Raw genomic sequence first — 21,858 nt, forward strand, 5'->3', positions numbered from 1 at the left:
AGAAGGGCGCCCCATGAGGACGTGGTGAGGTCCTCGCGGGGCGCCCTTGGCGCACGGTGCGGTGGTTCTGGCTGCCTGGTCCGGCTGCTGGTCCGGCGCGTCAGCCGTTCTTGATGCGGTTGGTGAGCTCGGTGACCTGGTTGTAGATGGATCGCCGCTCCGCCATCAGGGCGCGGATCTTCCGGTCGGCGTGCATCACCGTGGTGTGGTCGCGCCCGCCGAACTGGGCGCCGATCTTGGGCAGCGAAAGATCCGTCAGCTCACGGCAGAGGTACATCGCGATCTGGCGGGCCGTCACCAGGACGCGACTCCGGGAGGATCCGCAGAGATCCTCGACAGTCAGTCCGAAGTAGTCCGCGGTCGCCGCCATGATGGCCGGCGCGGTGATCTCGGGAGCCGAGTCCTCACCGCCCGGGATCAGATCCTTGAGCACGATCTCGGTCAGTCCGAGGTCCACCGGCTGCCGGTTCAGACTCGCGAAGGCGGTCACGCGGATGAGAGCGCCCTCCAGTTCGCGGATGTTGCGCGAGATACGGGAGGCGATGAACTCCAGCACCTCGGGCGGGGCGTTGAGCTGCTCCTGCACGGCCTTCTTGCGGAGGATCGCGATGCGCGTCTCCAGCTCCGGGGGCTGCACATCGGTGGTGAGGCCCCACTCGAACCGGTTGCGCAGCCGGTCCTCGAGGGTCACCAGCTGCTTGGGCGGACGGTCCGAGGACAGCACGATCTGCTTGTTGGCGTTGTGGAGCGTGTTGAAGGTGTGGAAGAACTCCTCCTGCGTTGACTCCTTGCTCGCCAGGAACTGGATGTCGTCGACCAGAAGGATGTCCACGTCGCGGTAGCGCTTGCGGAAGGTGTCGCCCTTGCCGTCGCGGATCGAGTTGATGAACTCGTTGGTGAACTCCTCGGAGCTCACGTACCGCACCCGCGTGCCCGGGTACAGGCTCCGCGCGTAATGCCCGATGGCGTGCAGCAGGTGAGTCTTGCCGAGACCCGACTCCCCGTAGATGAAAAGGGGGTTGTACGCCTTCGCGGGGGCCTCGGCGACGGCGACCGCCGCCGCGTGCGCGAAGCGGTTGGACGCGCCGATCACGAAGGTGTCGAAGAGGTACTTCGGATTCAGCCGGGCATGCGGCTCACCGGCCCCGGGTGGGGGCGCGGACTGGCCCATGGGGCCGCCACCGGCCCTTCCGGTGCCTGGACCGCCCTGGCGGTGCTGGGCCTGCTGGTCCTGCAGATCGTGGCGGTCACGGCTGTCCCGCGGCTGCTCGTAACCCTGGTGCTCGGGCGGCTGCGGACGGTAGTCGTGCTGCGGCTGCTGGGAGCGCGGGCTCGCGTACGGGTCGCGATCCTGGTAGCCCCCGTGCCGGGGCTGCCAGGAGAGGTCCTCCTGGGCACGGGGCCAGGCGCCGGGCTCAGGGCGGTGCTGCTGGTAGTCCGGGTAGGCGGGGCGGGCCGTCGGCATGCCGTCGTCCGACTGACGGGAGCCGTAGCTGTCGTACCCGTCGTTGCGCGAGGGCTCGTCGGGCTGGGGCCCCTGGTAGCGGTGGGACTGCTGCCCTTGGCGGGGCTGGCGCATCGGGGACGCGGGCGGAGCAGGCGGCTCACCGGCCGAATCGTCGACGGTGATCGCGATACGGATGGGCCGCCCGCACTCACGGGTGAGCGCCTCGCTGATCAGCGGTGCGAGCCGGCCCTCCACGACTCCCTTGGCATAACCGTTGGGCACGGCCAGCAGCGCGGTGTCGGCGACGAGTGCCAGGGGCTGACAGCGCTCGATCCACTGCTTGTCCTTCGGTTGGACGCCCTGCTGGCCCTCCCCGAGGAGTTGTTCCAGCACTCGCGGCCACACTGCGGCAAGATCGGCAGGTACGTCAGCCACAAGGCACGCTCTCTCGCATGTCCCACGAATGTGTGCTTCTCGGGACGGGATGGGTCGGGTCGGGTGAGGCCCGGCAGGCAGGAAGGAAAAGAACCGGAGTTCAGCCACGGTAGTCAGGCCGACCCGCACGGTTCAAGTTGTTGTCCACAGGCTGTGTACAGCAGGGGGCGGCGCGAAGCCGGTTTGACCCGATGGCGTAGCCGCGCGTACCGTGACCAGGTCGAGTTGTCGATGGCTGCTGCCGCCTGCCTCCGATGGGCAAACATCACGATCTGTGATTGTGAAGCGGTGCACTAAGGCGTTTACGCGAGTTCCTCGTGGGCGCACGGTGACAGCCAGGCGATGTCCCGCCAACACACGAATCATTTCTGGAGCCCCCGAGTGAGCAAGCGCACCTTCCAGCCGAACAATCGTCGTCGCGCCAAGACCCATGGCTTCCGCCTGCGCATGCGTACCCGTGCCGGCCGCGCGATTCTCGCGAACCGCCGTGGCAAGGGTCGCGCCAACCTGTCCGCCTGATCGCGGCCAGGTCATGACGTGCTGCCTACCGAGAATCGGCTGAGGCGGCGCGAGGACTTCGCGGCCGCTGTACGCCGGGGACGTCGGGCCGGACGCCCGCTACTCGTCGTGCATCTACGCAGCGGTGTTACGGACCCGCACGTGACAGGGGACAGTGCTCCCCCGCCACGTGCGGGTTTCGTTGTCAGCAAAGCAGTGGGTGGAGCAGTCGTTCGCACCGCGGTGAAGCGGAAGCTTCGTCATCTGGTCCGCGATCGGCTCGCTCAGCTGCCCCCCGGTAGCCTTGTTGTCGTACGAGCGCTACCCGGATCGGGTGACGCCGACCATGCACAGCTGGCCCGAGACCTGGACGCCGCTCTTCAGCGGCTGCTGGGAGGGGGTGCGCGATGAAGTACCCGCTGCTGGCTCTCATCAAGCTGTATCAGTGGACGATCAGCCCGCTCCTCGGGCCTGTCTGCCGTTACTACCCGTCGTGTTCCCACTATGGATATACGGCGATCGACCGGCACGGTGCGATCAAGGGAACAGCGCTGACGGCATGGCGCATCCTGCGGTGCAATCCGTGGTCACCCGGCGGCGTGGATCACGTACCGCCACGCAAACGTCCGCGTTGGCACGAACTGCTGCGCAGCTGTGTGCGTGGCGGCAAGGGCGGGGACTCCGCCGGCGATGTGCCTTCCGGGGGGTCGGTCTCCGAACCCCTGAGCCCGGCCACAGAGACCTCGCCCAAAGCTCAAGGAGCCTGATTAGTGGACACGATTGCCAGTCTGTTCAGCTTTATCACCACACCTGTTTCGTGGGTCATCGTCCAGTTCCACAAGCTGTACGGAGCGCTCTTCGGCGATGACACGGGGTGGGCCTGGGGCCTGTCCATCGTGTCCCTGGTGGTCCTGATCCGGATCTGTCTGATCCCGCTTTTCGTGAAGCAGATCAAGTCGACCCGGAACATGCAGGTGCTCCAGCCGAAGATGAAGGCGATCCAGGAGCGCTACAAGAACGACAAACAGCGTCAGTCCGAAGAGATGATGAAGCTGTACAAGGAGACGGGCACCAACCCGCTCTCCTCGTGCCTTCCCATCCTGGCGCAGTCCCCGTTCTTCTTCGCCCTGTATCACGTGCTCTCGTCCATCGCCTCGGGCAAGACGATCGGTGTCATCGACCAGCCGCTGCTCGACAGCGCACGTCAGGCACACATCTTCGGTGCCCCGCTGGCGGCGAAGTTCATGGACAGCGAAGAGAAGGTCGCGGCGCTCGGCGCCTCGCTGACCGACGTCCGTGTCGTCACGGCGATCATGATCGTGATGATGTCCGCGTCGCAGTTCTTCACCCAGCGCCAGCTGATGACGAAGAACGTCGACCTGACGGTCAAGACCCCGTACATGCAGCAGCAGAAGATGCTGATGTACATCTTCCCGGTGATCTTCGCCGTCATGGGTATCAACTTCCCCGTCGGTGTCCTCGTGTACTGGCTGACCACGAACGTCTGGACCATGGGTCAGCAGATGTACGTGATCAACCAGAACCCGACTCCTGGCAGCAAGGCGCAGGACCAGTACCTGGGCCGCGTGCTGAAGAGCGTGACTTCTCACGGCCAGGTGCGGGGCAGGACGCGGCGTAACACCGTGAAGGCGATCGTCGCCAAGGGCCCCGACCGCAATGACATCGAGCGCAAGTTCATCACCGGTCTGGGGAAGCTCGGCCTCGCCGCCCAGGACGACGGGACGGTGGCGAAGAGCGAAGCGGCCGTGCTCGAGGCCGAGGGCGGTGCCGCTCCCAAGCGCCAGCAGCCCAAGCGTCAGCCCAAGGCGAAGCGTCACACCGCTGCCACGCATCCCGGCACGGCGAAGGGCTCCGGCTCTCCCGCCTCGGAGTCCAAGACCTCGCTCGAGAAGCAGGACGCATCGCAGGACGACAAGCCGAAGGCGGCGGGCAAGTCCGCTGCGTCCGGTTCCTCACGCCAAGCCAAGTCCGGACAGCGCAAGGGCCCGCAGCGGCCCAAGCACCCGTCCAAGAAGTAAGAAGGAGTCCATCCGTGACGGAAGGCACCATCACCCCGGCCGCTGAGGGCAGCGACACTCTGACCCGCCTCGAGCAGGAGGGGGAGATCGCGGCTGACTACCTCGAGGGCCTGCTCGACATCGCCGACCTCGACGGCGACATCGACATGGACGTGGAGGCGGACCGGGCCGCGGTTTCGATCATCAGCGACTCGGCGCGTGACCTGCAGAAGCTTGTGGGGCGTGACGGTGAGGTGCTGGAGGCGCTCCAGGAGCTGACGCGCCTGGCCGTGCACCGCGAGACCGGTGACCGCAGCCGTCTGATGCTGGACATCGCCGGTTTCCGTGCCAAGAAGCGTGAAGTTCTTGCCGCGCTGGGCGCCAAGGCCGCGGATGAGGTCAAGAGCTCGGGCGAGCCGGTGAAGCTGGAGCCGATGACCCCGTTCGAACGCAAGGTCGTGCATGACGCGGTCGCGGCGGCAGGTCTGCGCAGTGAGTCCGAAGGCGAGGAGCCGCAGCGCTTCGTCGTCGTTCTCCCGGCCTGACCGGATCCTTGTACTGTCGGCCCCGTCTGTTCACAGGCGGGGCCGATCTTTGTCAGCCTGATAGTCAGCGTGCTAGAGCGGTACGGAAGGACGGTCCCCGTGACGGAGGAAGCAGAACTCCCTCAGGCGCCCAAGGAGGCGCAGGCGGTATTCGGTGAGTTCTTTCCAGAGGCTGTCAGGTACGCGGAGCTGCTCGCCGATGCGGGCGTCAAGCGAGGGCTGATCGGTCCTCGCGAGGTGCCGCGCCTTTGGGAACGCCACCTGCTGAACTGCGCGGTGCTCTCCGAGGTGGTTCCTGAGGGCGTCACGGTGTGCGATGTGGGGTCGGGGGCCGGGCTTCCAGGCATTCCGCTGGCACTGGTACGACCTGACTTGAAGATCACCCTGCTCGAGCCGCTGCTGCGTCGCACGAACTTTCTTCAGGAGGTCGTCGAGCTCCTGGGCCTTGATCACGTGACGGTCGTCCGAGGCCGGGCTGAAGAGGTGCTCGGGACACTGCAACCAGTTCACGTGGTCACGGCCCGGGCGGTTGCACCGCTCGACCGTCTCGCAGGGTGGGGGGTGCCCTTGCTCCGCCCCTACGGAGAGATGCTGGCGCTCAAGGGTGGTACGGCCGAGGAAGAGATCCAGGGGGCTCGTGCCGCTCTCAGTAAGCTCGGAGTCGTGGAGACCGAGGTGCTGCACGTTGGTGAAGGCCTGGTTGATCCTGCGGCCACCGTGGTGCGTGTTGTGGTCGGGGAGAGTCCTGGCGGTGTGAGGTTCGCCGCAAAGCGGGCCAAGGCTGCAAGGGTGGGTCGTACGCGTCGTCGCCGATGAGTGCTCGCTTCGAGAGCTTTGAGTGCTCCATTCCGCCCACCTTTGATGCGCTAAGTTTCCGTTTGCGCTGATGCTCCATGAAAGCAGCGATATGCGCTGCCTGCGGAGTGTCGGGAGCCTGCCGCTGTGCCGCAGGGGCATCGTGTTTCACGTGAAACGTCGCTCTCTGCTGCAGGGAATCATCGGCCGCGGTCGTGCGGCCGCCGCGCCGCGCGACCGTAAGCCCGTACGGGCTGCCGAGTTGTCCACAAAACCGGATTCATCCACAGAACAGTCGGCCTCGCTGGTTCACGACCCCGAAAGCATGGCAGGCTCTGTTCATTGCGAGCCTGAAGTCGAGGAGAGTGAATCCTTGCGGTCCGACGCCAACATCGCGGGACCGATGACCGATCCGGTCCCCGGTCCCCGTACCGAGTCCCTGGGGGACGGTGTTTCACGTGAAACACCGCCACCGATGGACGACGCACCTATTGGTCGTGCGGCCCAGCTGGCGGTCGAGGCCCTTGGCCGCGCCGGCGAGGGACTGCCACGACCAGACCGGACGCGTGTCATGGTCGTTGCCAACCAGAAGGGCGGAGTAGGCAAGACGACCTCGACGGTCAACCTTGCCGCCTCGCTCGCGCTGCATGGCGCGCGCGTCCTGGTGGTGGACCTCGACCCGCAGGGGAACGCCTCCACAGCTCTGGGGATCGACCATCACGCAGAAGTCCCCTCCATCTACGACGTCCTGGTGGAGAGCATGCCGCTCTCCGAGGTGGTCCAGCCGGTCCCGGACGTCGAAGGTCTCTTCTGTGCGCCTGCCACCATCGATCTCGCCGGTGCGGAGATCGAGCTGGTGTCGCTGGTGGCACGGGAGAGCCGGCTGCAGCGGGCGATCCAGGCGTATGACCAGCCGCTGGATTACATCCTCATCGACTGTCCGCCGTCGCTAGGCCTGCTGACGGTCAATGCTCTCGTGGCCGGAGCAGAGGTGCTCATCCCGATTCAGTGCGAGTACTACGCATTGGAGGGCCTCGGTCAGCTGCTTCGGAACGTCGATCTGGTCCGAGGGCATCTGAACCCTGACCTCCACGTATCGACCATCCTGCTCACCATGTACGACGGCAGGACAAGGCTTGCTTCTCAGGTAGCGGAGGAGGTGCGTACCCACTTCGGCAAGGAGGTTCTACGGACCAGCATTCCTCGCTCGGTCCGTATCTCGGAGGCGCCGAGTTACGGGCAGACCGTATTGACGTACGATCCGGGCTCCAGCGGCTCCTTGTCGTACCTTGAGGCCGCCCGAGAGATCGCGCTGAGAGGTGTGGGAGTGCATTACGAAGCACAGCACGCGCCGACGGGCGAGCCTGCCCATACGGGCTTCCAGAACAGCCATCAGAGCCATTCGGAGGGCATGCAGTGAGTGAGCGTCGTAGAGGGCTGGGGGGGCTGGGGCGTGGACTCGGTGCACTGATTCCCGCAGCTCCGCAGGAGAGGCAGATCGCCGGCGGTCCCGCGTCCGGGACGGACGCGGCGGGCACATCACCCGTGCTGACCGCCGAGCGTGGGGTGGCCGCTGCGAAGTTGGCCGCGCTCCCCTCCGGCACGTTGGTCCCGGAGCCGAGTTCTCCCGTCGGGGAGATGCCGGCCGACGCCGGGCAGTCCGAAGCCGCTGGTGCGTACTTCGCTGAGATCCCCATCGCCTCGATTGTGCCCAACCCCCGGCAGCCTCGAGAGGTCTTCGACGAGGACGCTCTGGCGGAGCTGGTCACTTCCATCAAGGAGGTCGGTCTCCTCCAGCCCGTCGTCGTACGCAAGGTCGCCGAGGACCGCTACGAGCTCATCATGGGTGAGCGCCGTTGGAGGGCATGTGGGGAAGGCGGCCTGGAGCGCATCCCGGCCATCGTCCGTGCTACTGATGACGAGAAGCTGCTTCTCGACGCACTCCTGGAGAACCTTCACCGAGCTCAGCTGAACCCCTTGGAAGAGGCGGCGGCATACGATCAGCTGCTGAAGGACTTCAAGTGCACGCATGATCAGCTGGCAGACCGAATCGGCCGGTCCCGACCGCAGGTGTCGAACACGCTCCGCCTGCTGCGGCTGTCTCCGCCTGTGCAGCGCAGGGTCGCGGCAGGAGTTCTGTCGGCCGGGCATGCGAGGGCCTTGCTGTCGGTGGACAACTCCGAGGAACAGGACCGGCTGGCTCACCGCATCGTGGCCGAAGGGCTGTCCGTGCGTGCGGTCGAGGAGATCGTGAATCTCCTCGGATCAGAGCCCACGAGTTCTGCGAAGCCCCGGGGGCCCAGGGCCGGCGGCCGGGTCTCACCTGCATTGACGGATCTTGCTTCGCGTCTCTCCGATCGGTTCGAGACGCGAGTGAAGGTCGACCTCGGACAGAAGAAGGGAAAGATCGTCGTCGAGTTCGCATCGATGGAGGATCTGGACCGCATTCTCGGCAGCCTTGCCCCGGGTGAGGGCCGCGCGCTGGACCGGAGTATCAAGGAAGAGCAGGCTGAGGCCGACGAGGCCTGAGCCTGACAGATCGCGCTGGGCGGGTCGAGTTCTGGGAAGTTCTCCGGAACTCGGCCCGCCCTTTGCCATCTCTCGGTGTCCTCATCACCTCTGGGTGGATACGATGCGTTCTGGTATGGCGTATCCATCACCGTGATCCACCTCAGAGGAGGCGGCGGCCGTGCGATCAGTGAATCGCAGCCACCTGGTGTCAGTCGGGTTGGGGCTTGGTGTTGTCGGAGGGTTCGTCGGCAGCCTGTTCCGAGAACGGAGTGCGCTGGCAGCCGCACGTGATGCGGCGGGCGAAGGAAGTGAGGAACCGCCTACATGGGGCGTCGGCTCGTACCGCTCACACTGGACAACCTTCCGGACCTCCCCAGGCGCTGCCGCTCGTGTGTCTTCTGGGAACTTGATCCGGTCAGCGGGGAAGCCGCGGTAAAGGCAGGCAGGCCTGAACTCGAGAAAGAAGCGTGGATCTCCGCCGTGCTGCTGGAGTGGGGATCCTGCGGACGAGTCGTCTATGTGGACGATGTCGCGGTCGGCTTCGTTCTCTACGCACCGCCTGCGTACGTCCCCCGGTCCACCGCGTTTCCAACCAGCCCCGTATCCCCCGATGCCGTACAGCTGATGACAGCTTTGATCATGCCGGGATTTCAGGGGCAGGGACTGGGACGCGTGATGGTGCAGACGGTTGCCAAGGACTTGCTGCGACGCGGCTTCAAGGCGATCGAGGCTTTCGGTGATGCGCGGTGGAAAGAACCAGCGTGTGTGCTGCCGGCGGATCACCTGCTCGCGGTCGGGTTCAAGACGGTCCGACCTCACCCCGCGCATCCGCGGTTGAGGCTGGAGCTCCGGACGACACTTTCCTGGAAAGAAGACGTCGAGCTGGCGCTGGACAGACTGCTGGGCGCCGTGCAGAAGGAGCCGGCGCTCAGGCCTCTCTGACCTGCGTGACCGCTGAGGTACGTGAAACGGGCCCGCCCCGAAGGGTGGGCCCGTTTCACGTGAAACAGTCAGTCGTCACTTCTGGACGATGAAGCCCTCAAGATCGCGCAGAATCGCGGCCTTCGGCTTGGCGCCGACGATGGTCTTGGCGACCTCGCCGCCCTGGTACACGTTGAGCGTGGGGATCGACATCACGCCGTACTTCGCCGCAGTGGCCGGGTTCTCGTCGATGTTGAGCTTGACGATCTCGATCTCGTCGCCGTACTCAGCTGCGATGGCCTCCAGCGAAGGCGCGATCTGGCGGCACGGTCCGCACCAGGCGGCCCAGAAGTCCACCAGCACGGGCTTCTCGTTCTTCAGGACGTCCTCATCGAAGGAGTCATCAGTTACGTTCTTCAGGGCGCCGGCCACGGCGGCCTCCTTAACTTCGCGGGGTGTGGGTTCGGGGGAGCAGTCAGACTGCCGGGGTCTTCTCCGGCTCGGCGAGCTGCTCGTCGGAGAGAGCGGCCAGGAAGCGCTCTGCATCGAGAGCTGCCGAGCAGCCGGTCCCGGCGGCTGTGATGGCCTGTCGGTAGGTGTGGTCGACGACGTCGCCGGCGCCGAAGACACCCTTCAGATTGGTGCGCGTCGAAGGGGCCTCGACCTTGAGGTAGCCCTCGTCATCCAGGTCGAGCTGGCCCTTGAAGAGCTCTGTGCGAGGGTCGTGGCCGACAGCGATGAACAGGCCCGTCACAGGAAGGTCGGACGTCTCACCGGTTTTGGTGTTGCGCAGGGTGAGGCTGGAGAGCTTCTGGTCCCCGTGCACCGTGGCGACCTCACTGTCCCATGCGAACTTGATCTTCGGGTCGGCGAAGGCGCGCTCCTGCATGGCCTTGGAGGCACGAAGGGAGTCGCGGCGGTGGACGATCGTCACGGACTTGGCGAACCTGGAGAGGAAGGTCGCCTCTTCCATGGCCGTGTCGCCGCCACCGACCACGGCGATGTCCTGGTCCTTGAAGAAGAACCCGTCGCAGGTGGCACACCACGAGACACCGCGCCCGGAGAGAGCGTCCTCGTTGGGCAGGCCGAGCTTGCGGTGCTGAGATCCCGTTGTGACGATGACTGCCTTGGCGCGGTGCACTGTACCCGCGGTGTCCGTGACGGTCTTGATCTCTCCAGAGAGGTCGACGGAGACCACATCGTCCGGGATGAGCTCGGCGCCGAAGCGCTCAGCCTGGGCACGCATGTTGTCCATGAGCTCAGGGCCCATGATGCCGTCCTGGAAGCCCGGGAAGTTCTCAACGTCGGTGGTGTTCATCAGCGCACCGCCTGCGGTGACGGCTCCCTCGAACACCAGCGGCTTCAGCGATGCGCGAGCGGTGTACAGGGCGGCGGTGTAACCAGCCGGCCCGGAGCCGATGATGATCACATTACGGACGTCGCTCACGGGTTCTTCCTCGTCTCTGCAGACTGCCTACTGGGGTCGGTTCCACGACTCTCACCCCACCCAACGGATCCTACGGGGCCTGCATTCCCGAAAAGCCGGTCCCGCTCACGACAAGGTCTCAAGGGCGTGTGTAGGAGTGCGTGAGCAGGAGCTGCCCCTTGCTCGCAGGCGCGGAGTCCACGCAGGACGCGTCGACGACATAGGCCTGGACGCGACTCGAGTCGTCAGCATGAGGGAGGACGACCAGGAAGGCACCGGTCCCCTGATAGCTGCCCTCCTCCAGAGCCAGAGCGGGGGCCTCCCGGCCGGTGCCCAGCAGGACGCAAGGGGGGACCTCCACGCTCGGTGCGCGCATTGCAGTGTGGGGGGACGCGCTGCCGGGTGACGTGTCCCCCGGTGATGACTTGGTGTCCACGGAGGGCTTGCCCGGGTCATGGCTCGTGACCTCGGATGCCTCCTCGGATGCCCTGGCCTCGCTGAGAAGCGTATGGACACGGCCTTCCAGGGTGCCTTCCGAAAATTCCCCTTGGCTCTTCTTTGCGGCGCTGACTCCACGGTCGGCCATCGTGCCTGCTGAATCCTGGGAAGGGGCAAGAGACTGGAGCAGGAGGACGCTCATGCCGACGGCCGCTGCGCCGAAGGCGGTGCCGATAATCACCGTGCGCCGCCGACGGCGACTCGGCCTCCGGCCCGGCCCGGTGGCACCGCGAGGGTGGCCCGCAGGCCGAGGCACGGTCACGCTGTCCGGTGATGTTTCACGTGAAACAGGAATTGAGGAGACGGCCGGTGGGGTGGAAGCCGCAGTCTCTGCCTCTGCGGCCAGCGCCGCGTTGATCCGGTCAGTCACGTCGGCGGGCATCGGCTCGCTGACGGGGAGCACCGCGCCCAGCAGCGAGCGGATCTCTTCAAGTGAGGAGTGGACCTCGCCGCACTCTGTACAAGCGTCGATGTGGTGGCGGAGCGCTGCCGCGCGGGACGGTGGGAGCAGACCTTCGGTGAGGTCGGAGATCTCCGATGCGTCCGGGTGCTGAGTTGTGTCAGCTGTGGATGTCATGCGAGCCCACCTCCACCCTTCACAGCAGGGTCGCTGTCGCCTGCGTCTCTTGGTCCTGACGCCGGTGGGACGGATGTCCTCTGCGTCCGGTTCCTTGCCACTGAGCTGTCCTGGCTGTCCGTTCTGTTGCTGCGTAGATGGGTCAACAAGGGGAGCAGCTTGGCCCTGCCCCGCGCACAACGGCTCTTCACCGTTCCGGTGGGCACATCGAGGATGCGTGCAGCTTCAGCCACTGGGTACGCTTGCATGTCCACGAGGACGAGAGCGGCGCGCTGTTCGGCAGGCAAGGTGGTCAGTGCAGCCAGAAGCTCTCGGTGCAGGTCCTGCCGTTCGGCGGGGGCCTCCGCGGACTCGTGAGGCTCCATGAGCTGATCTAGTCGCTCGGCGTCGTCGACGGGCGCGGTCCTGCGTGAAGCCGTCTTGCGGGCACGGTCCAGGCAGGCATTGACGGTGATCCTGTGCAGCCACGTGGTGACGGCGGACTGGCCTCGGAAGGTGTGAGCGGCGCGGAACGCGGAGACCAGTGCATCCTGCACAGCGTCTGCGGCCTCCTCGCGGTCGCCGAGGGTCCTCAGGGCCACGGCCCAGAGGCGGTCACGGTGTCGTCGCACGATCTCACCGAAGGCGTCCGCTTCACCCGCGACGTGCTGGGCCAGGAGATCCTGATCGCTGATGTCGGCGAATCTGGCGTCGTCCAACGGTGAGCCCCCTCCCCTGGTGCCGCTAGCTCGTGATTTTGATGTCCGCGACCTTGCCTCGATACCTGCCGTCGTCATTGCTCAGCGGCAGCTTGGTCAGCCAGACCAGAACGTACCGTGCCCGCACCGGCTTGTCCGGCTTGAGGGACACCTTTGTCCCTGAGCCCTGCGCGACCGAGGTGAAGCCGCCGGGCGCCTGCGGAATGGACGAGCCGTCGGTGGTTCTGAGTTCGACCGAAGTGTTTCCCAGGAAGGACACGTCGACATTGCCCACCTCCTGGACCTTGCCCAGGTCGAGGACGATTCCCACGCCCTCTTTGAGGTTGCCGAAGGCAGCCGTGTAGTAGCCGTCGGTGTTCCAGACCGAGCTGGGATCCCCGTCGTAGGCGTTCGCCGTCGAGGCGGGCTTCTCCGAGCCGTCGCCGAGCGGATCGTAGTCCTCGGCTCCCACGATGGTGACGGGCTTGCTGGGCTCGGCGGCGTTGTTGTCGTCGCCGTCCTCGGTGGTCCGTGTCGGGACCGGTTCCCCGGAGTCGTTGCCCTGATCGAGGACGGTTTCCGCCAGCTGCCAGCTCCCGAGGCCCAGGGCCGCGATGAGCAGAGCGGACACCGCCCACTTGAGCGCCTTGCCCGTACGGCTCTGGAGAGGAGGCGGCGGGACCGTGATCACAGGCTGGGTGACTGATGCGGGGCGCGCCGACGGGCGCCCGTAGGTGCCTTGCTGATAAGTCGTGCGCTGGTACTCGGGGGGTGCCGTGAAGGCGGGTTCAGGTGGGAGGACGCGCGGCATGGCCGCGACTGCCTTCGCCAGCTCGTCCGGCGTGGTGCACGGCTGTTCCTGCCGTGAGGCGGTGGCGCCGTCGTTCGCCAGCGCGCGCATGGCGAGTTCGGACAGGCCTCGATGGACACCGGCCCGCACCTGATCCGCAGGGATCAGGCCCAGATCCTTGGGAAGCCCGGACAGGCCGTAGGCGTCGCTCTCGTAGGGCCAGCGGCGGGTCAGGGCTGCATAGAGGAGTGCGCCGATGGCTTCGGTGTCCGTGCGCAGTGGTTGATCGGCGGTGATGCCGCGCAGAGCGGCGTTCACAGCCAGGCCGCGGATCCGGTACTGGCCGGTCGAGCTGCGCAGCACGGCGCCGGGCGTCAGTCGCAGATGCGCGAGACCTTCGCGGTGTGCCGCAGCCATGGCCTGGGAGATCTGGCTCACGAGCTGGTACGCGTCGTGGGCTTCCAGGGGGCCGGCTGCCAGCAGCGCTGTGAGCTCGGTGGCATCGGGGAGCCATTCGTGGACGACATAGACGAGGTCGTCCTCTTCGACGGCGTCCAGGACCTGGACGAAGCGCGGGTCACCGAGCAGTGCGGAGGAGCGAGCCGCAGCCAGCACGGAGCGGGCGCGCGGATGGTCTGCGGGCAGCAGATGGACACCCACGGCGCGCCGCAGTTTTTCGTCGACAGCACGCCAGCTGCTGAATCCGTCCAGCCGGGTGATGCACTCCTCGAGGCGATAGCGTCTGGCCAGCTTGTGGCCGCTGTGCAGGTCGGGCGATGCCGGAACGGCGTCCGAGCTGTCACGCACGGCCGCGTCGTCCTGCGAGCTCGCGCCCTCTTCGTCCTGGGTTTGTGCCGTCCCGTCGGTCGTGGCCGCGTCCGCCTTGGCGGTCAGCGGCTCGTCGCCGCTGTTGTCGGCCACGTCGACAGCAGCCGTGCTACGTTCCGCCACCGTCGTTCCTGCCTCCCCATCCGTTGCGCGATGCCAGCCAGCTCTGCACAGTCACGCCAATTGTGCCCACACTCCGGCGCTATGCACGACACGCGGTGTCCAGCGATGGTTGTGCGGCTCGGAGTGTGTTCAGCGCCCGAGTCGTCCCCGGACCATGCCGACCATGCCGTTGAGCTCCTCGATACGCATCTTCTTCGCAGCGACGAAGAAGATGCCCAGCAGCACCACGCTGCCACAGACCAGCGCCACCACAGACCCGCCGGCTCCCTCGCCGAGGGTCTTCAGGAGAGCGAAGCCCACGCCGCCGCCGACCACGGCCGCAGGGATCGCAGCGAGGCAGAGACGGGCGTAGGTCCGCACCACACGGGGCCCGTCGAGGTCGCCGCCGAGCCGGTTGCTCAGCCGCCGCCAGGCGATGCCGACGCCGACTGCGTAAGCCAGCCCGTAGGAGGCCGCCATTCCCACGACTGCCCACTGGGCCGGAAGAATCACGTAGCAGAGGGCAGAGGCTGCTGCATTGACCGCTGCGACGATGACCGTGTTGTAGAAGGGCGTGCGGGTGTCCTCGTACGCGTAGAAGCCACGCAGTACGACGTACTGCACGGAGTACGGGATGAGACCGAGGCCGAACGCCATCAGGATGAAGCCCATCGACCGTGCCGCTTCGGTGCCGCTGGAGGCGTAGAGCAGCGTGCACATCGGCAGGCCGAGCGCGAGGAAGGTGAAGGCGACGGGCACGATCGCCACCGCGGAATTCCGCAGACCTTGCGAGATGTCGTCGCGAACGGCCCCCGGATCGTTGTCATGGGCGGCGCGGGAGATGCGGGGCAGCAGGGCGGCCATGACGGAGACGGTGATGATGGCCTGAGGCATGCCCCAGATCAGCTGTGCGTTGGAGTAGGCGAGGAAGCCCGAGCCGTCCTTGTCCGCGAGCTTCCCCGCAGAGGTGGCCAGCTGGGTCACGACGAGCACACCGGCCTGGTTGGCGAGGACGAACAGGACCGTCCACTTGGCGAGCTTGATCGTCTTTCCGAGCCCGTGGCCCTTCCAGTCGAAGCGCGGACGGAAGCGGAATCCTGCCTCGCGGAGATACGGGATCATGGCCAGGGCTTGGACCACCAAGCCGAGCAGTGTGCCGATGCCCAGGAGCCGGACGCCCTCGGCCGGGATCGTCTCCACGCCCATCCGGGATTCGGCCGAGGTGCCGTAGACCCAGATGAACAGGCCGAACGTGAAGATCATGACGATGTTGTTGAGGACGGGGGTCCACATCATCGCGCCGAACTTTCCACGGGCGTTGAGGATCTGGCCCATCACCACGTGGATGCCCATGAAGAAGATGGTCGGCAGGCAGTAGCGGGCGAAGGTGACCGCCACCGTGTTCGCTTCCGGATCGTTCGCGATCGTGCTCGACATGAGGTGCACGAGCTGTGGTGCGGCGAACACAGCGATCACGACGATCAGGCCGAGCGCGACCATGACGAGTGTCAGCAGCCGGTTGGCGAACGCCTCGCCGCCGTCCTCGTCGTCCTTCATGGACCGGACCAGCTGAGGTACGAAGACCGAGTTCAGACCGCCGCCCACGGTGAGGATGTAGATCATGGTCGGCAGGGTGTAGGCGATGGTGAAGCTGTCACCGAGAACCGCGGCACCCAGCGCTGCCGTGATCACGAGGCTGCGGACGAAACCGGTGAGCCGGGACACGAGGGTGCCCGCCGCCATCAGCGCACTGGATTTCAGTATCCCGGCTGCCCGACCACCGGATTTCGGAGGCGTGGGGGCCGGAGCCGCTTCAGGTTCGGCCGGAGGACCGGATGGACGGCCCGAGCCTTCCTGGTCCCGGAAGAGGTGAGCGAAGGCGTCCTGCTCCCCGCGGTCGTCGGAAGCCCGAGTGACCAGGTCGTCCACTCCTACGTACTGGGTGGTCGCTGCGTTGTCGCCGTAGGGAAGGTGCCGGGAGGGGCCTGCGGGCTCCGGTGGCGGCGTCTGGGCCCAGAGGTGGGGGTCAGGGGCGTACTGGGCCGCGGGAGGCTGCTGATAGAGGGCCTGTGGCTCCTGATAGGTACCCGGAGGCGGTGGGGGATGGGCGGCACGGTCGTAGAGTGCCTCGGCCACCGGGTCCTGTGAGGCGAGATCGTGGGCACGGTACGGATCGTGGTCGTACGCGTGCTGCAGGTAAGGGTCGGGTACCTCCCCGTCCCGGCCGGCGCCGGGTGGCACCGGCGGACCGCTGGAAGACCCAGCTCCGCCCGCGCCCTGGCCGCGGTCACCGTCGTACGGCGCGTTCATCGAAACCCCACCTCATTGTCCCCGGCCGACAGGCCCCGACAGACATCGCTCAACGGTCCACTTTCTCACCCGGGCCCGATGGGTTACCGCTTTCCGGACCGGTGTCCGGCGTCGGGTCACTCGGCTGCTCGGGTTCGCCGCCGTTGTTCTCCGCCGTGCCGCCCGCGACGGTGCGCTTGCGGTGGGTGTACATCCTGATGCCCGCGAGGACCAGCAGCAGCAGCCCGCCTGCGATCACCAGGAGGACCGTCGGTGTGACTTCCGAGACCTTCACCGTGAAGGTCATCTCTTCGCCGTACGGTGCGCCGTCAGTGGTGAAGAGCCGTGCCGTGACCTGTGCCTGGCCGTTGGCGTTTGCCGAAGCGTCGAACTTCACGGACTGGCTGTGCCCGCCCGCGATCTCGACGGGCTTTTCGGCGACCGCTCCGCCGTCGTTGAGCTTGAGGCGTGTGGCGTTGCCCGACGTCAGGCGGAGTACGAGGTGATCGACACCCTGCACCAGTTTGTTCTGCACGGTCACAGGGATCGTCGCGCTGCGTCCGGACAGAGTCACGTCCGACTTCGTGATCAGCTGGACTTCGTTGGTGAGGCCCTGGAGGTAGGTGCGGACGTCATCGCGGTACCGCTGCGCCTCCAGCGGCCTGCCCCGCCACGACGTCGAAACCGAGCGGTTGATCGCGTTCCCGAAGGGGGTCACTACCCGGTCCGGCTGCGTGAGGATGATCTGGAAGCTGTTGAGCGAGTCCTGTGTCGTCCTGATGTCCTGGAACGCCTGGGTCGGCAGCTCCTGGCTTCGCAGCTTCTTCGGGTACTGGGAAGCCCTGGGCACCTTGGTGGTGGCCTGTGCGTCGGGCTTCTGGTCAGCTGCCGCCGTCAGGTCGAGCGGCTGTGTCCAGTGTTCGGCTGTGAGGGCCTGCAGGGCTCGTGCCATTGTCTGGGCCTGGGCGGCGGTGGGGGTCCGCTGCGGGGCGACGACGATGCTGCGTTCCTTGTCCGGCACCTGCTCCGTCACTGCCAGTGTCTGCGCCAGGAATTTCTGGACGGCGAGTGTCGAGGCACCTGCCTTGGACATGTCGCCGGTGAACGCAGTGGAGAGCCGGTAGTCGGAGACGACAGCGGTGGTGCCACCACCGATCGGGCGGGCCGACGTCGGTGTGTAGGGCAGACCGCCGGTCTCCTCGAGGCTGTCGCTGCGGGCGATCACCTTGTGCGCGCCGGCCGAGGTGGCGACGTCGACGACGGAGGGGTCGATCGCACCGTCCACCGGCCAGGCGAAATCGGTGGACGGCTTCACGTGAAGGACGGTTTCCACCGTCGTGCTCGCGACCTCGGTCGCCGTCTGCAGATGGCTGAGGGCGCCCGAGACGTTCTTCCCGCGGTGCGCGATGGAGGCGAGGTCGGGGTCGGCGAACGGCAGAGCCACCACCTTTCCGTCCTTCACAGCCGCTTGCAGATCCGTGAGCCACTTCTTGGCGATGGCCTGGTTCGTCCCCGCGACAGTGGTGTCCCCTACCTTGACGCGGTAGTTCTTCGTCATCGCGTCGACGGAGGCCAGCAGATCCGGGTCGATCACCCAAGTCACAGGGAGCTGGCGCCCCAGCGAGACCAATTGTTCGAGTCGGCCGCCCGGGGCGAGCTCGAGGGCCAGATCGTCATTGGCGAATACCGGGGTCTGCTGTTCGTCGGATCCCGTCTCGGCCGTGACATGTGCTGTAGCGATCAAGGGCCAGAGGAACGTGAGCTTGGTCTTGCTCTTGGTGTCCTCCGGCTGCCACGGCAGGAAGGTTCGCTGGATGCCGAGCACCTGGTCGTAGGCGTAGTCGGTGGTCCGGCCCGTGAGGGATACCCCCAGCTGGTAGACACCCTCGGCGTCCAGGTCCAGCTTGTCCACCGGAACGGCGAGGGTGAAGTCCTGACTGACCCCGGACGCGAGCTTGGGGACCTTCAGCGTGTACGAGCCGCCGAGCTTGGCCGGGTCGCTGCCCGGCTGGTACCCGGTGCGCTTCGCAGCCTCGTCGACCGCTCCTCTGCCTGACAGCCGCGGACCGACGCGCAGGTCGACCTCGGCGTCCGTGACCGTCTTCTTGCCCTTGTTGGTCAGGGTGCCGGAGACGGTGAGTGTGTCGCCTTCGACCGGAGCGCTGGGGGCGAGCGTGTCCAGGGACACATCGACGGTGCGTGAGCCGGTCGGTGCCTTCGTCGCCCCCTCGGCCTGCGCCGAGGGCGCTGCGGGACCGGCAAGGAGACCGGCGATCAACGGCGCCCCGACGATCAAGGAGGCTGTGCGCCGGAGCCACCGGCGGGCAGGGGAGGGATTCGTCCCCTGAAAGTCTGCCGCCTCGGCCACGCGTATCCGTCCCTCGTCGTCGTCAGCTGGTGCAGGCCCTGCCGGTCTCTGCGTCCCCGCATGGTAACGATGTGCCCGACGCCTGAGTGCCGGGGACCGTGCCCCATGATCGGGAGAGTCTCGCAGGGCCGCAAGAAACGATGACGCCCGGGCCGGTCGGTACACGTACCCTTTTCTGTTGTGCCGAATGCCAACGAAGACAGCCCCCGTGCACTGAGCCAGGTGCAGCACCGCGCAGTCAGCGAACTGCTGCGGGTGTCCCCCGTCGCCGATGACCTCGCCCTCCGATTCCAGGAGGCCGGATTCGGCCTCGCCCTGGTCGGCGGATCGGTCCGTGACGCGTTGCTCGGCAGGCTCGGAAACGACCTCGACTTCACGACCGACGCCCGCCCGGAGGACGTACTCAAGATCGTCCGTCCTTGGGCCGACTCGGTCTGGGAGGTCGGTATCGCGTTCGGCACCGTCGGCTCGCAGAAGGACGGCTACCAGATCGAGGTCACGACCTACCGGTCGGAGGCGTACGACAGAACCTCACGCAAGCCCGAGGTCTCCTACGGCGACTCGATCGAGGAAGATCTCGTGCGCCGTGACTTCACGGTGAACGCCATGGCAGTCGCACTGCCCCAGAAGGAGTTCATCGACCCGCACGGCGGCCTCGACGACCTGGCTCAGCGCGTACTGCGCACTCCGGGCACCCCTGAAGAGTCCTTCTCCGACGATCCTCTGCGCATGCTGCGCGCTGCGCGCTTCGCTGCGCAGCTGGACTTCGAGGTCGCTCCCGACGTGGTCAAGGCCATGACGGACATGGCTGGACGCATCGAGATCGTCTCTGCCGAGAGGGTCCGTGAGGAACTCAACAAGCTGCTGCTTTCCAGCCACCCCCGCAAGGGGCTGGGGCTTCTCGTGGATACGGGACTGGCCGACCATGTACTGCCCGAGCTTCCCGCCCTGCGTCTCGAAAGTGATGAGCATCACCGCCACAAGGACGTCTATGAGCATTCCCTGACGGTTCTGGAGCAGGCCATCGATCTGGAGGAGGAGGGTGCGGATCTCGTGCTGCGTCTCGCGGCACTGCTCCATGACATCGGGAAGCCGAGGACGCGACGCTTCGAGAAGGACGGCCGCGTCTCGTTCCACCACCACGAAGTGGTCGGAGCCAAGATGACGCGGAAGCGGATGGCGGAGCTCAAGTACTCCAACGACATGGTCAAGGACGTCTCGAAACTCGTTGAGCTGCATCTGCGTTTCCACGGCTATGGCGACGGAGAGTGGACCGACTCCGCCGTGCGCAGGTACGTGCGGGACGCGGGGCCGCTGTTGGACCGGCTGCACAAGCTGACGCGCTCCGACTGCACGACGCGCAACAAGCGCAAGGCGAACGCCCTCTCGCGTACCTATGACGGACTCGAGGAGCGCATCGCACAACTGCAGGAGCAGGAGGAGCTGGAGGCGATCCGGCCCGATCTGGATGGCAACGAGATCATGAGCGTCCTGGGTGTGGAGCCCGGGCCGGTGATCGGCAAGGCCTACTCGTTCCTGCTGGAGCTGCGCTTGGAGAACGGCCCGATGGAGCGCGACGCTGCGGTCGAGGCTCTCAAGGAATGGTGGGCCGCACAGGGCTGACACGGCCTCTGGGTGTGGTTCAGCCGTCCTGTGGCCGACCGGCCAGGCGGGCATGCCTGAGGGCTGGGGAGGGGTCATGTTTCACGTGAAACGTGCGGCATGACAGCAGGGCGAAAGTCCGATGCGGTTTCTGAGGGGCGTTGTTTCACGTGAAACAACGCCCCTCACTCATCCCGTGATCTCAGGGCGATGCTTACGCGCCGCCGGTGAAGCATGGCTACCGCCACGAGCGCGTAGAGCGCGGCCACGGTGAGGACCACGGCGACGGACCGCCCATCAGGAGGGAGCACGAGGGCCGACATGGCTGCGGCAGCGACGAAGGCGACGTTGAACAGGACGTCGTAGAGCGAGAAGATCCGGCCTCGGTAGGCATCGTCCACGGAGGTCTGCACCTCGGTGTCCGTCGCGATTTTCGCGCCCTGGGTCACGAGTCCGAGAACAAAGGCCGCTGCCAGCATCGGCGCAGGGGTGAACGAGAGTCCCAGTGCCGGCTCAAGGAGAGCGGCTGCGCCGGCACATCCAGCCAGCCAGCCGTATCGCCCGAAGCGGCCGACCGCCCATGGGGACATCACGGCGGCCACGAAGTACCCCGCAGCAGAGGCGCCGAGTGCGAGGCCGAGGAGGGCCAAGCCGTCGGACTCGCTGTCGGACCAGGCGTAGCGGCACAGCATCAGCACCATCACGGTCAGTGCTCCGTAGCAGAAGCGGAGCACCGTTATCGCAGCCAGTGCGTGCGCCGCGTCCTTCCGTTCAGCCAGGTGGTGCAACCCCGCGACGAGCCCTCGGGCGGTGGTGGTCAGCGCCTCCCGCAACCGCACGTGGTGCAGGCTTCGATCCGGTCCGAGGAGTGTGCGGGGCAAGGTCAGGGAGGCCAGTGCCGAGAGGAGGTAGAGGATCGCGCCCAGGAGGACCACAGTGGCGTCGGACCCGTCCGTCAGCAGCCGGACAGCCAGGGCGAGACCCCCGCCCGCGGTAGCGGCCAGCGTACCGGCCGTCGGGGAAATGGAGTTGGCGAGGACGAGCCGCTCTGTATCGACCACGCGAGGCAGGGCTGCCGACAGGCCCGCCAGCACGAAGCGGTTGACGGCCGTCACGCAGAGCGCGGAGGCATAGAAGAGCCAGTCCGGAACGGGACTCAGGAGCAACAGGGCCGTGCAGCATGCCAGCGCGGCGCGCAGCAGATTTCCGTACAGAAAGACCTGGCGACGGGGCCAGCGGTCCAGCAGGACTCCGGCGAAGGGGCCGATGAGTGAGTACGGGAGCAGCAGCACAGCCATGGCGGAGGCGATGGCACCCGGCGTCGTCTGATTCTCCGGTGAGAAGACGACATAGGTGGCGAGGGCGACCTGGTAGACACCGTCGGCCGACTGGGAGAGAAGCCGTACAGCGAGCAGGCGACGGAAGTTCCGAAGGCGCAGGAGCACGCCCAGATCACGCACGACAGGCATGTGTGCAAGGGTCACACATGCGGGGGGCCACAGGGCGGATTGCCCCCGGACCCCCCACATGG

General features: G+C 66.5%; 19 protein-coding genes. 10 read left to right on the forward strand and 9 right to left on the reverse strand.

Annotation, left to right across the window (positions count from 1 at the left end; translation table 11 throughout):
• Positions 1-100: 100 nt before the first annotated feature.
• Positions 101-1,882: a chromosomal replication initiator protein DnaA gene (dnaA, locus tag HED23_RS00025; RefSeq protein WP_203181416.1), complete on the reverse strand. Its 1,782-nt coding sequence runs from the start codon at positions 1,880-1,882 to the stop codon at positions 101-103.
• A gap of 381 nt (positions 1,883-2,263) precedes the next feature.
• Here dnaA and rpmH point away from each other — a divergent pair, with 381 nt between their 5' ends.
• The 9 genes from rpmH to HED23_RS00070 all read left to right on the forward strand — a co-directional run bounded on the left by rpmH (position 2,264) and on the right by HED23_RS00070 (position 9,191).
• Positions 2,264-2,401, forward strand: coding sequence for a 50S ribosomal protein L34 (rpmH, locus tag HED23_RS00030; protein ID WP_014047156.1), 138 nt, complete (start codon positions 2,264-2,266; stop codon positions 2,399-2,401).
• A gap of 18 nt (positions 2,402-2,419) precedes the next feature.
• Positions 2,420-2,791, forward strand: a complete 372-nt coding sequence (rnpA, locus tag HED23_RS00035) for a ribonuclease P protein component (RefSeq protein ID WP_203181417.1) — start codon at positions 2,420-2,422, stop codon at positions 2,789-2,791.
• Complete coding sequence (yidD, locus tag HED23_RS00040) at positions 2,788-3,147, forward strand: membrane protein insertion efficiency factor YidD (protein WP_203181418.1); 360 nt, start codon at positions 2,788-2,790, stop codon at positions 3,145-3,147. The genes rnpA and yidD overlap by 4 nt, the downstream gene beginning before the upstream one ends.
• Before the next feature lie 3 nt (positions 3,148-3,150).
• Positions 3,151-4,419 (forward strand): membrane protein insertase YidC, encoded by a 1,269-nt coding sequence (yidC, locus tag HED23_RS00045; protein WP_203181419.1) that lies wholly within the window; start codon positions 3,151-3,153, stop codon positions 4,417-4,419.
• A 14-nt stretch (positions 4,420-4,433) separates the two neighbouring features.
• Positions 4,434-4,943 (forward strand): protein jag, encoded by a 510-nt coding sequence (locus tag HED23_RS00050; protein ID WP_203181420.1) that lies wholly within the window; start codon positions 4,434-4,436, stop codon positions 4,941-4,943.
• 99 nt (positions 4,944-5,042) lie between these two features.
• Positions 5,043-5,759, forward strand: coding sequence for a 16S rRNA (guanine(527)-N(7))-methyltransferase RsmG (gene rsmG / locus HED23_RS00055; RefSeq protein ID WP_203181421.1), 717 nt, complete (start codon positions 5,043-5,045; stop codon positions 5,757-5,759).
• 304 nt (positions 5,760-6,063) lie between these two features.
• Positions 6,064-7,158 (forward strand): ParA family protein, encoded by a 1,095-nt coding sequence (locus HED23_RS00060; RefSeq protein WP_203187288.1) that lies wholly within the window; start codon positions 6,064-6,066, stop codon positions 7,156-7,158.
• Positions 7,155-8,267 (forward strand): ParB/RepB/Spo0J family partition protein, encoded by a 1,113-nt coding sequence (locus HED23_RS00065; protein WP_203181422.1) that lies wholly within the window; start codon positions 7,155-7,157, stop codon positions 8,265-8,267. Before HED23_RS00060 ends, HED23_RS00065 begins: the two co-directional genes overlap by 4 nt.
• A 306-nt stretch (positions 8,268-8,573) precedes the next feature.
• Positions 8,574-9,191, forward strand: a complete 618-nt coding sequence (locus HED23_RS00070; RefSeq protein WP_203181423.1) for a GNAT family N-acetyltransferase — start codon at positions 8,574-8,576, stop codon at positions 9,189-9,191.
• Positions 9,192-9,266: 75 nt separating this feature from the next.
• Here HED23_RS00070 and trxA read toward each other — a convergent pair whose 3' ends face one another.
• The 7 genes from trxA to HED23_RS00105 all read right to left on the reverse strand — a co-directional run bounded on the left by trxA (position 9,267) and on the right by HED23_RS00105 (position 18,725).
• The gene (gene trxA / locus HED23_RS00075; RefSeq protein ID WP_203181424.1) at positions 9,267-9,602 is read right to left on the reverse strand and encodes a thioredoxin; all 336 of its coding nucleotides are present in this window, start codon (positions 9,600-9,602) and stop codon (positions 9,267-9,269) included.
• 43 nt (positions 9,603-9,645) lie between these two features.
• Entirely contained in the window at positions 9,646-10,617 is a 972-nt protein-coding gene (trxB, locus tag HED23_RS00080; protein WP_203181425.1) for a thioredoxin-disulfide reductase, read from the reverse strand.
• Between the two features lie 118 nt (positions 10,618-10,735).
• Positions 10,736-11,671: an anti-sigma factor family protein gene (locus tag HED23_RS00085; protein WP_203181426.1), complete on the reverse strand. Its 936-nt coding sequence runs from the start codon at positions 11,669-11,671 to the stop codon at positions 10,736-10,738.
• The gene (gene sigM / locus HED23_RS00090) at positions 11,668-12,369 is read right to left on the reverse strand and encodes an RNA polymerase sigma factor SigM (protein WP_203181427.1); all 702 of its coding nucleotides are present in this window, start codon (positions 12,367-12,369) and stop codon (positions 11,668-11,670) included. The genes HED23_RS00085 and sigM overlap by 4 nt, the downstream gene beginning before the upstream one ends.
• 25 nt (positions 12,370-12,394) lie before the next feature.
• Positions 12,395-14,089 carry a protein kinase family protein gene (locus HED23_RS00095; RefSeq protein WP_203181428.1) on the reverse strand — a complete coding sequence of 565 codons (1,695 nt, stop codon included), beginning with the start codon at positions 14,087-14,089 and terminating at the stop codon, positions 12,395-12,397.
• A gap of 129 nt (positions 14,090-14,218) precedes the next feature.
• Positions 14,219-16,378: a murein biosynthesis integral membrane protein MurJ gene (gene murJ / locus HED23_RS00100; protein ID WP_203181429.1), complete on the reverse strand. Its 2,160-nt coding sequence runs from the start codon at positions 16,376-16,378 to the stop codon at positions 14,219-14,221.
• A 49-nt stretch (positions 16,379-16,427) separates the two neighbouring features.
• A complete protein-coding gene (locus HED23_RS00105; protein WP_203181430.1) occupies positions 16,428-18,725 on the reverse strand; it encodes a DUF6049 family protein in 2,298 nt (765 codons plus the stop codon).
• 180 nt (positions 18,726-18,905) lie between these two features.
• Between HED23_RS00105 and HED23_RS00110 the strand changes: the two genes are divergently transcribed.
• Positions 18,906-20,348, forward strand: coding sequence for a CCA tRNA nucleotidyltransferase (locus HED23_RS00110; protein WP_203181431.1), 1,443 nt, complete (start codon positions 18,906-18,908; stop codon positions 20,346-20,348).
• 164 nt (positions 20,349-20,512) lie between these two features.
• Here HED23_RS00110 and HED23_RS00115 read toward each other — a convergent pair whose 3' ends face one another.
• A complete protein-coding gene (locus HED23_RS00115; RefSeq protein ID WP_203181432.1) occupies positions 20,513-21,796 on the reverse strand; it encodes an MFS transporter in 1,284 nt (427 codons plus the stop codon).
• Positions 21,797-21,858: the final 62 nt, after the last annotated feature.

The sequence above is a fragment of the Streptomyces pratensis genome (genome assembly GCF_016804005.1).
In the GTDB taxonomy this organism is placed as follows: Bacteria; Actinomycetota; Actinomycetes; order Streptomycetales; family Streptomycetaceae; genus Streptomyces; species Streptomyces pratensis_A.

What these genes read in the sequence shown, in the direction of transcription:
- HED23_RS00085 (WP_203181426.1), bottom strand. Translation starts at nt 11,671, where the DNA reads ATGACATCCACAGCTGACACAACTCAGCACCCGGACGCATCGGAGATC.
- HED23_RS00060 (WP_203187288.1), top strand. Translation starts at nt 6,064, where the DNA reads ATGGCAGGCTCTGTTCATTGCGAGCCTGAAGTCGAGGAGAGTGAATCC.
- murJ (WP_203181429.1), bottom strand. Translation starts at nt 16,378, where the DNA reads ATGAACGCGCCGTACGACGGTGACCGCGGCCAGGGCGCGGGCGGAGCT.
- HED23_RS00070 (WP_203181423.1), top strand. Translation starts at nt 8,574, where the DNA reads ATGGGGCGTCGGCTCGTACCGCTCACACTGGACAACCTTCCGGACCTC.
- yidD (WP_203181418.1), top strand. Translation starts at nt 2,788, where the DNA reads ATGAAGTACCCGCTGCTGGCTCTCATCAAGCTGTATCAGTGGACGATC.
- HED23_RS00115 (WP_203181432.1), bottom strand. Translation starts at nt 21,796, where the DNA reads ATGCCTGTCGTGCGTGATCTGGGCGTGCTCCTGCGCCTTCGGAACTTC.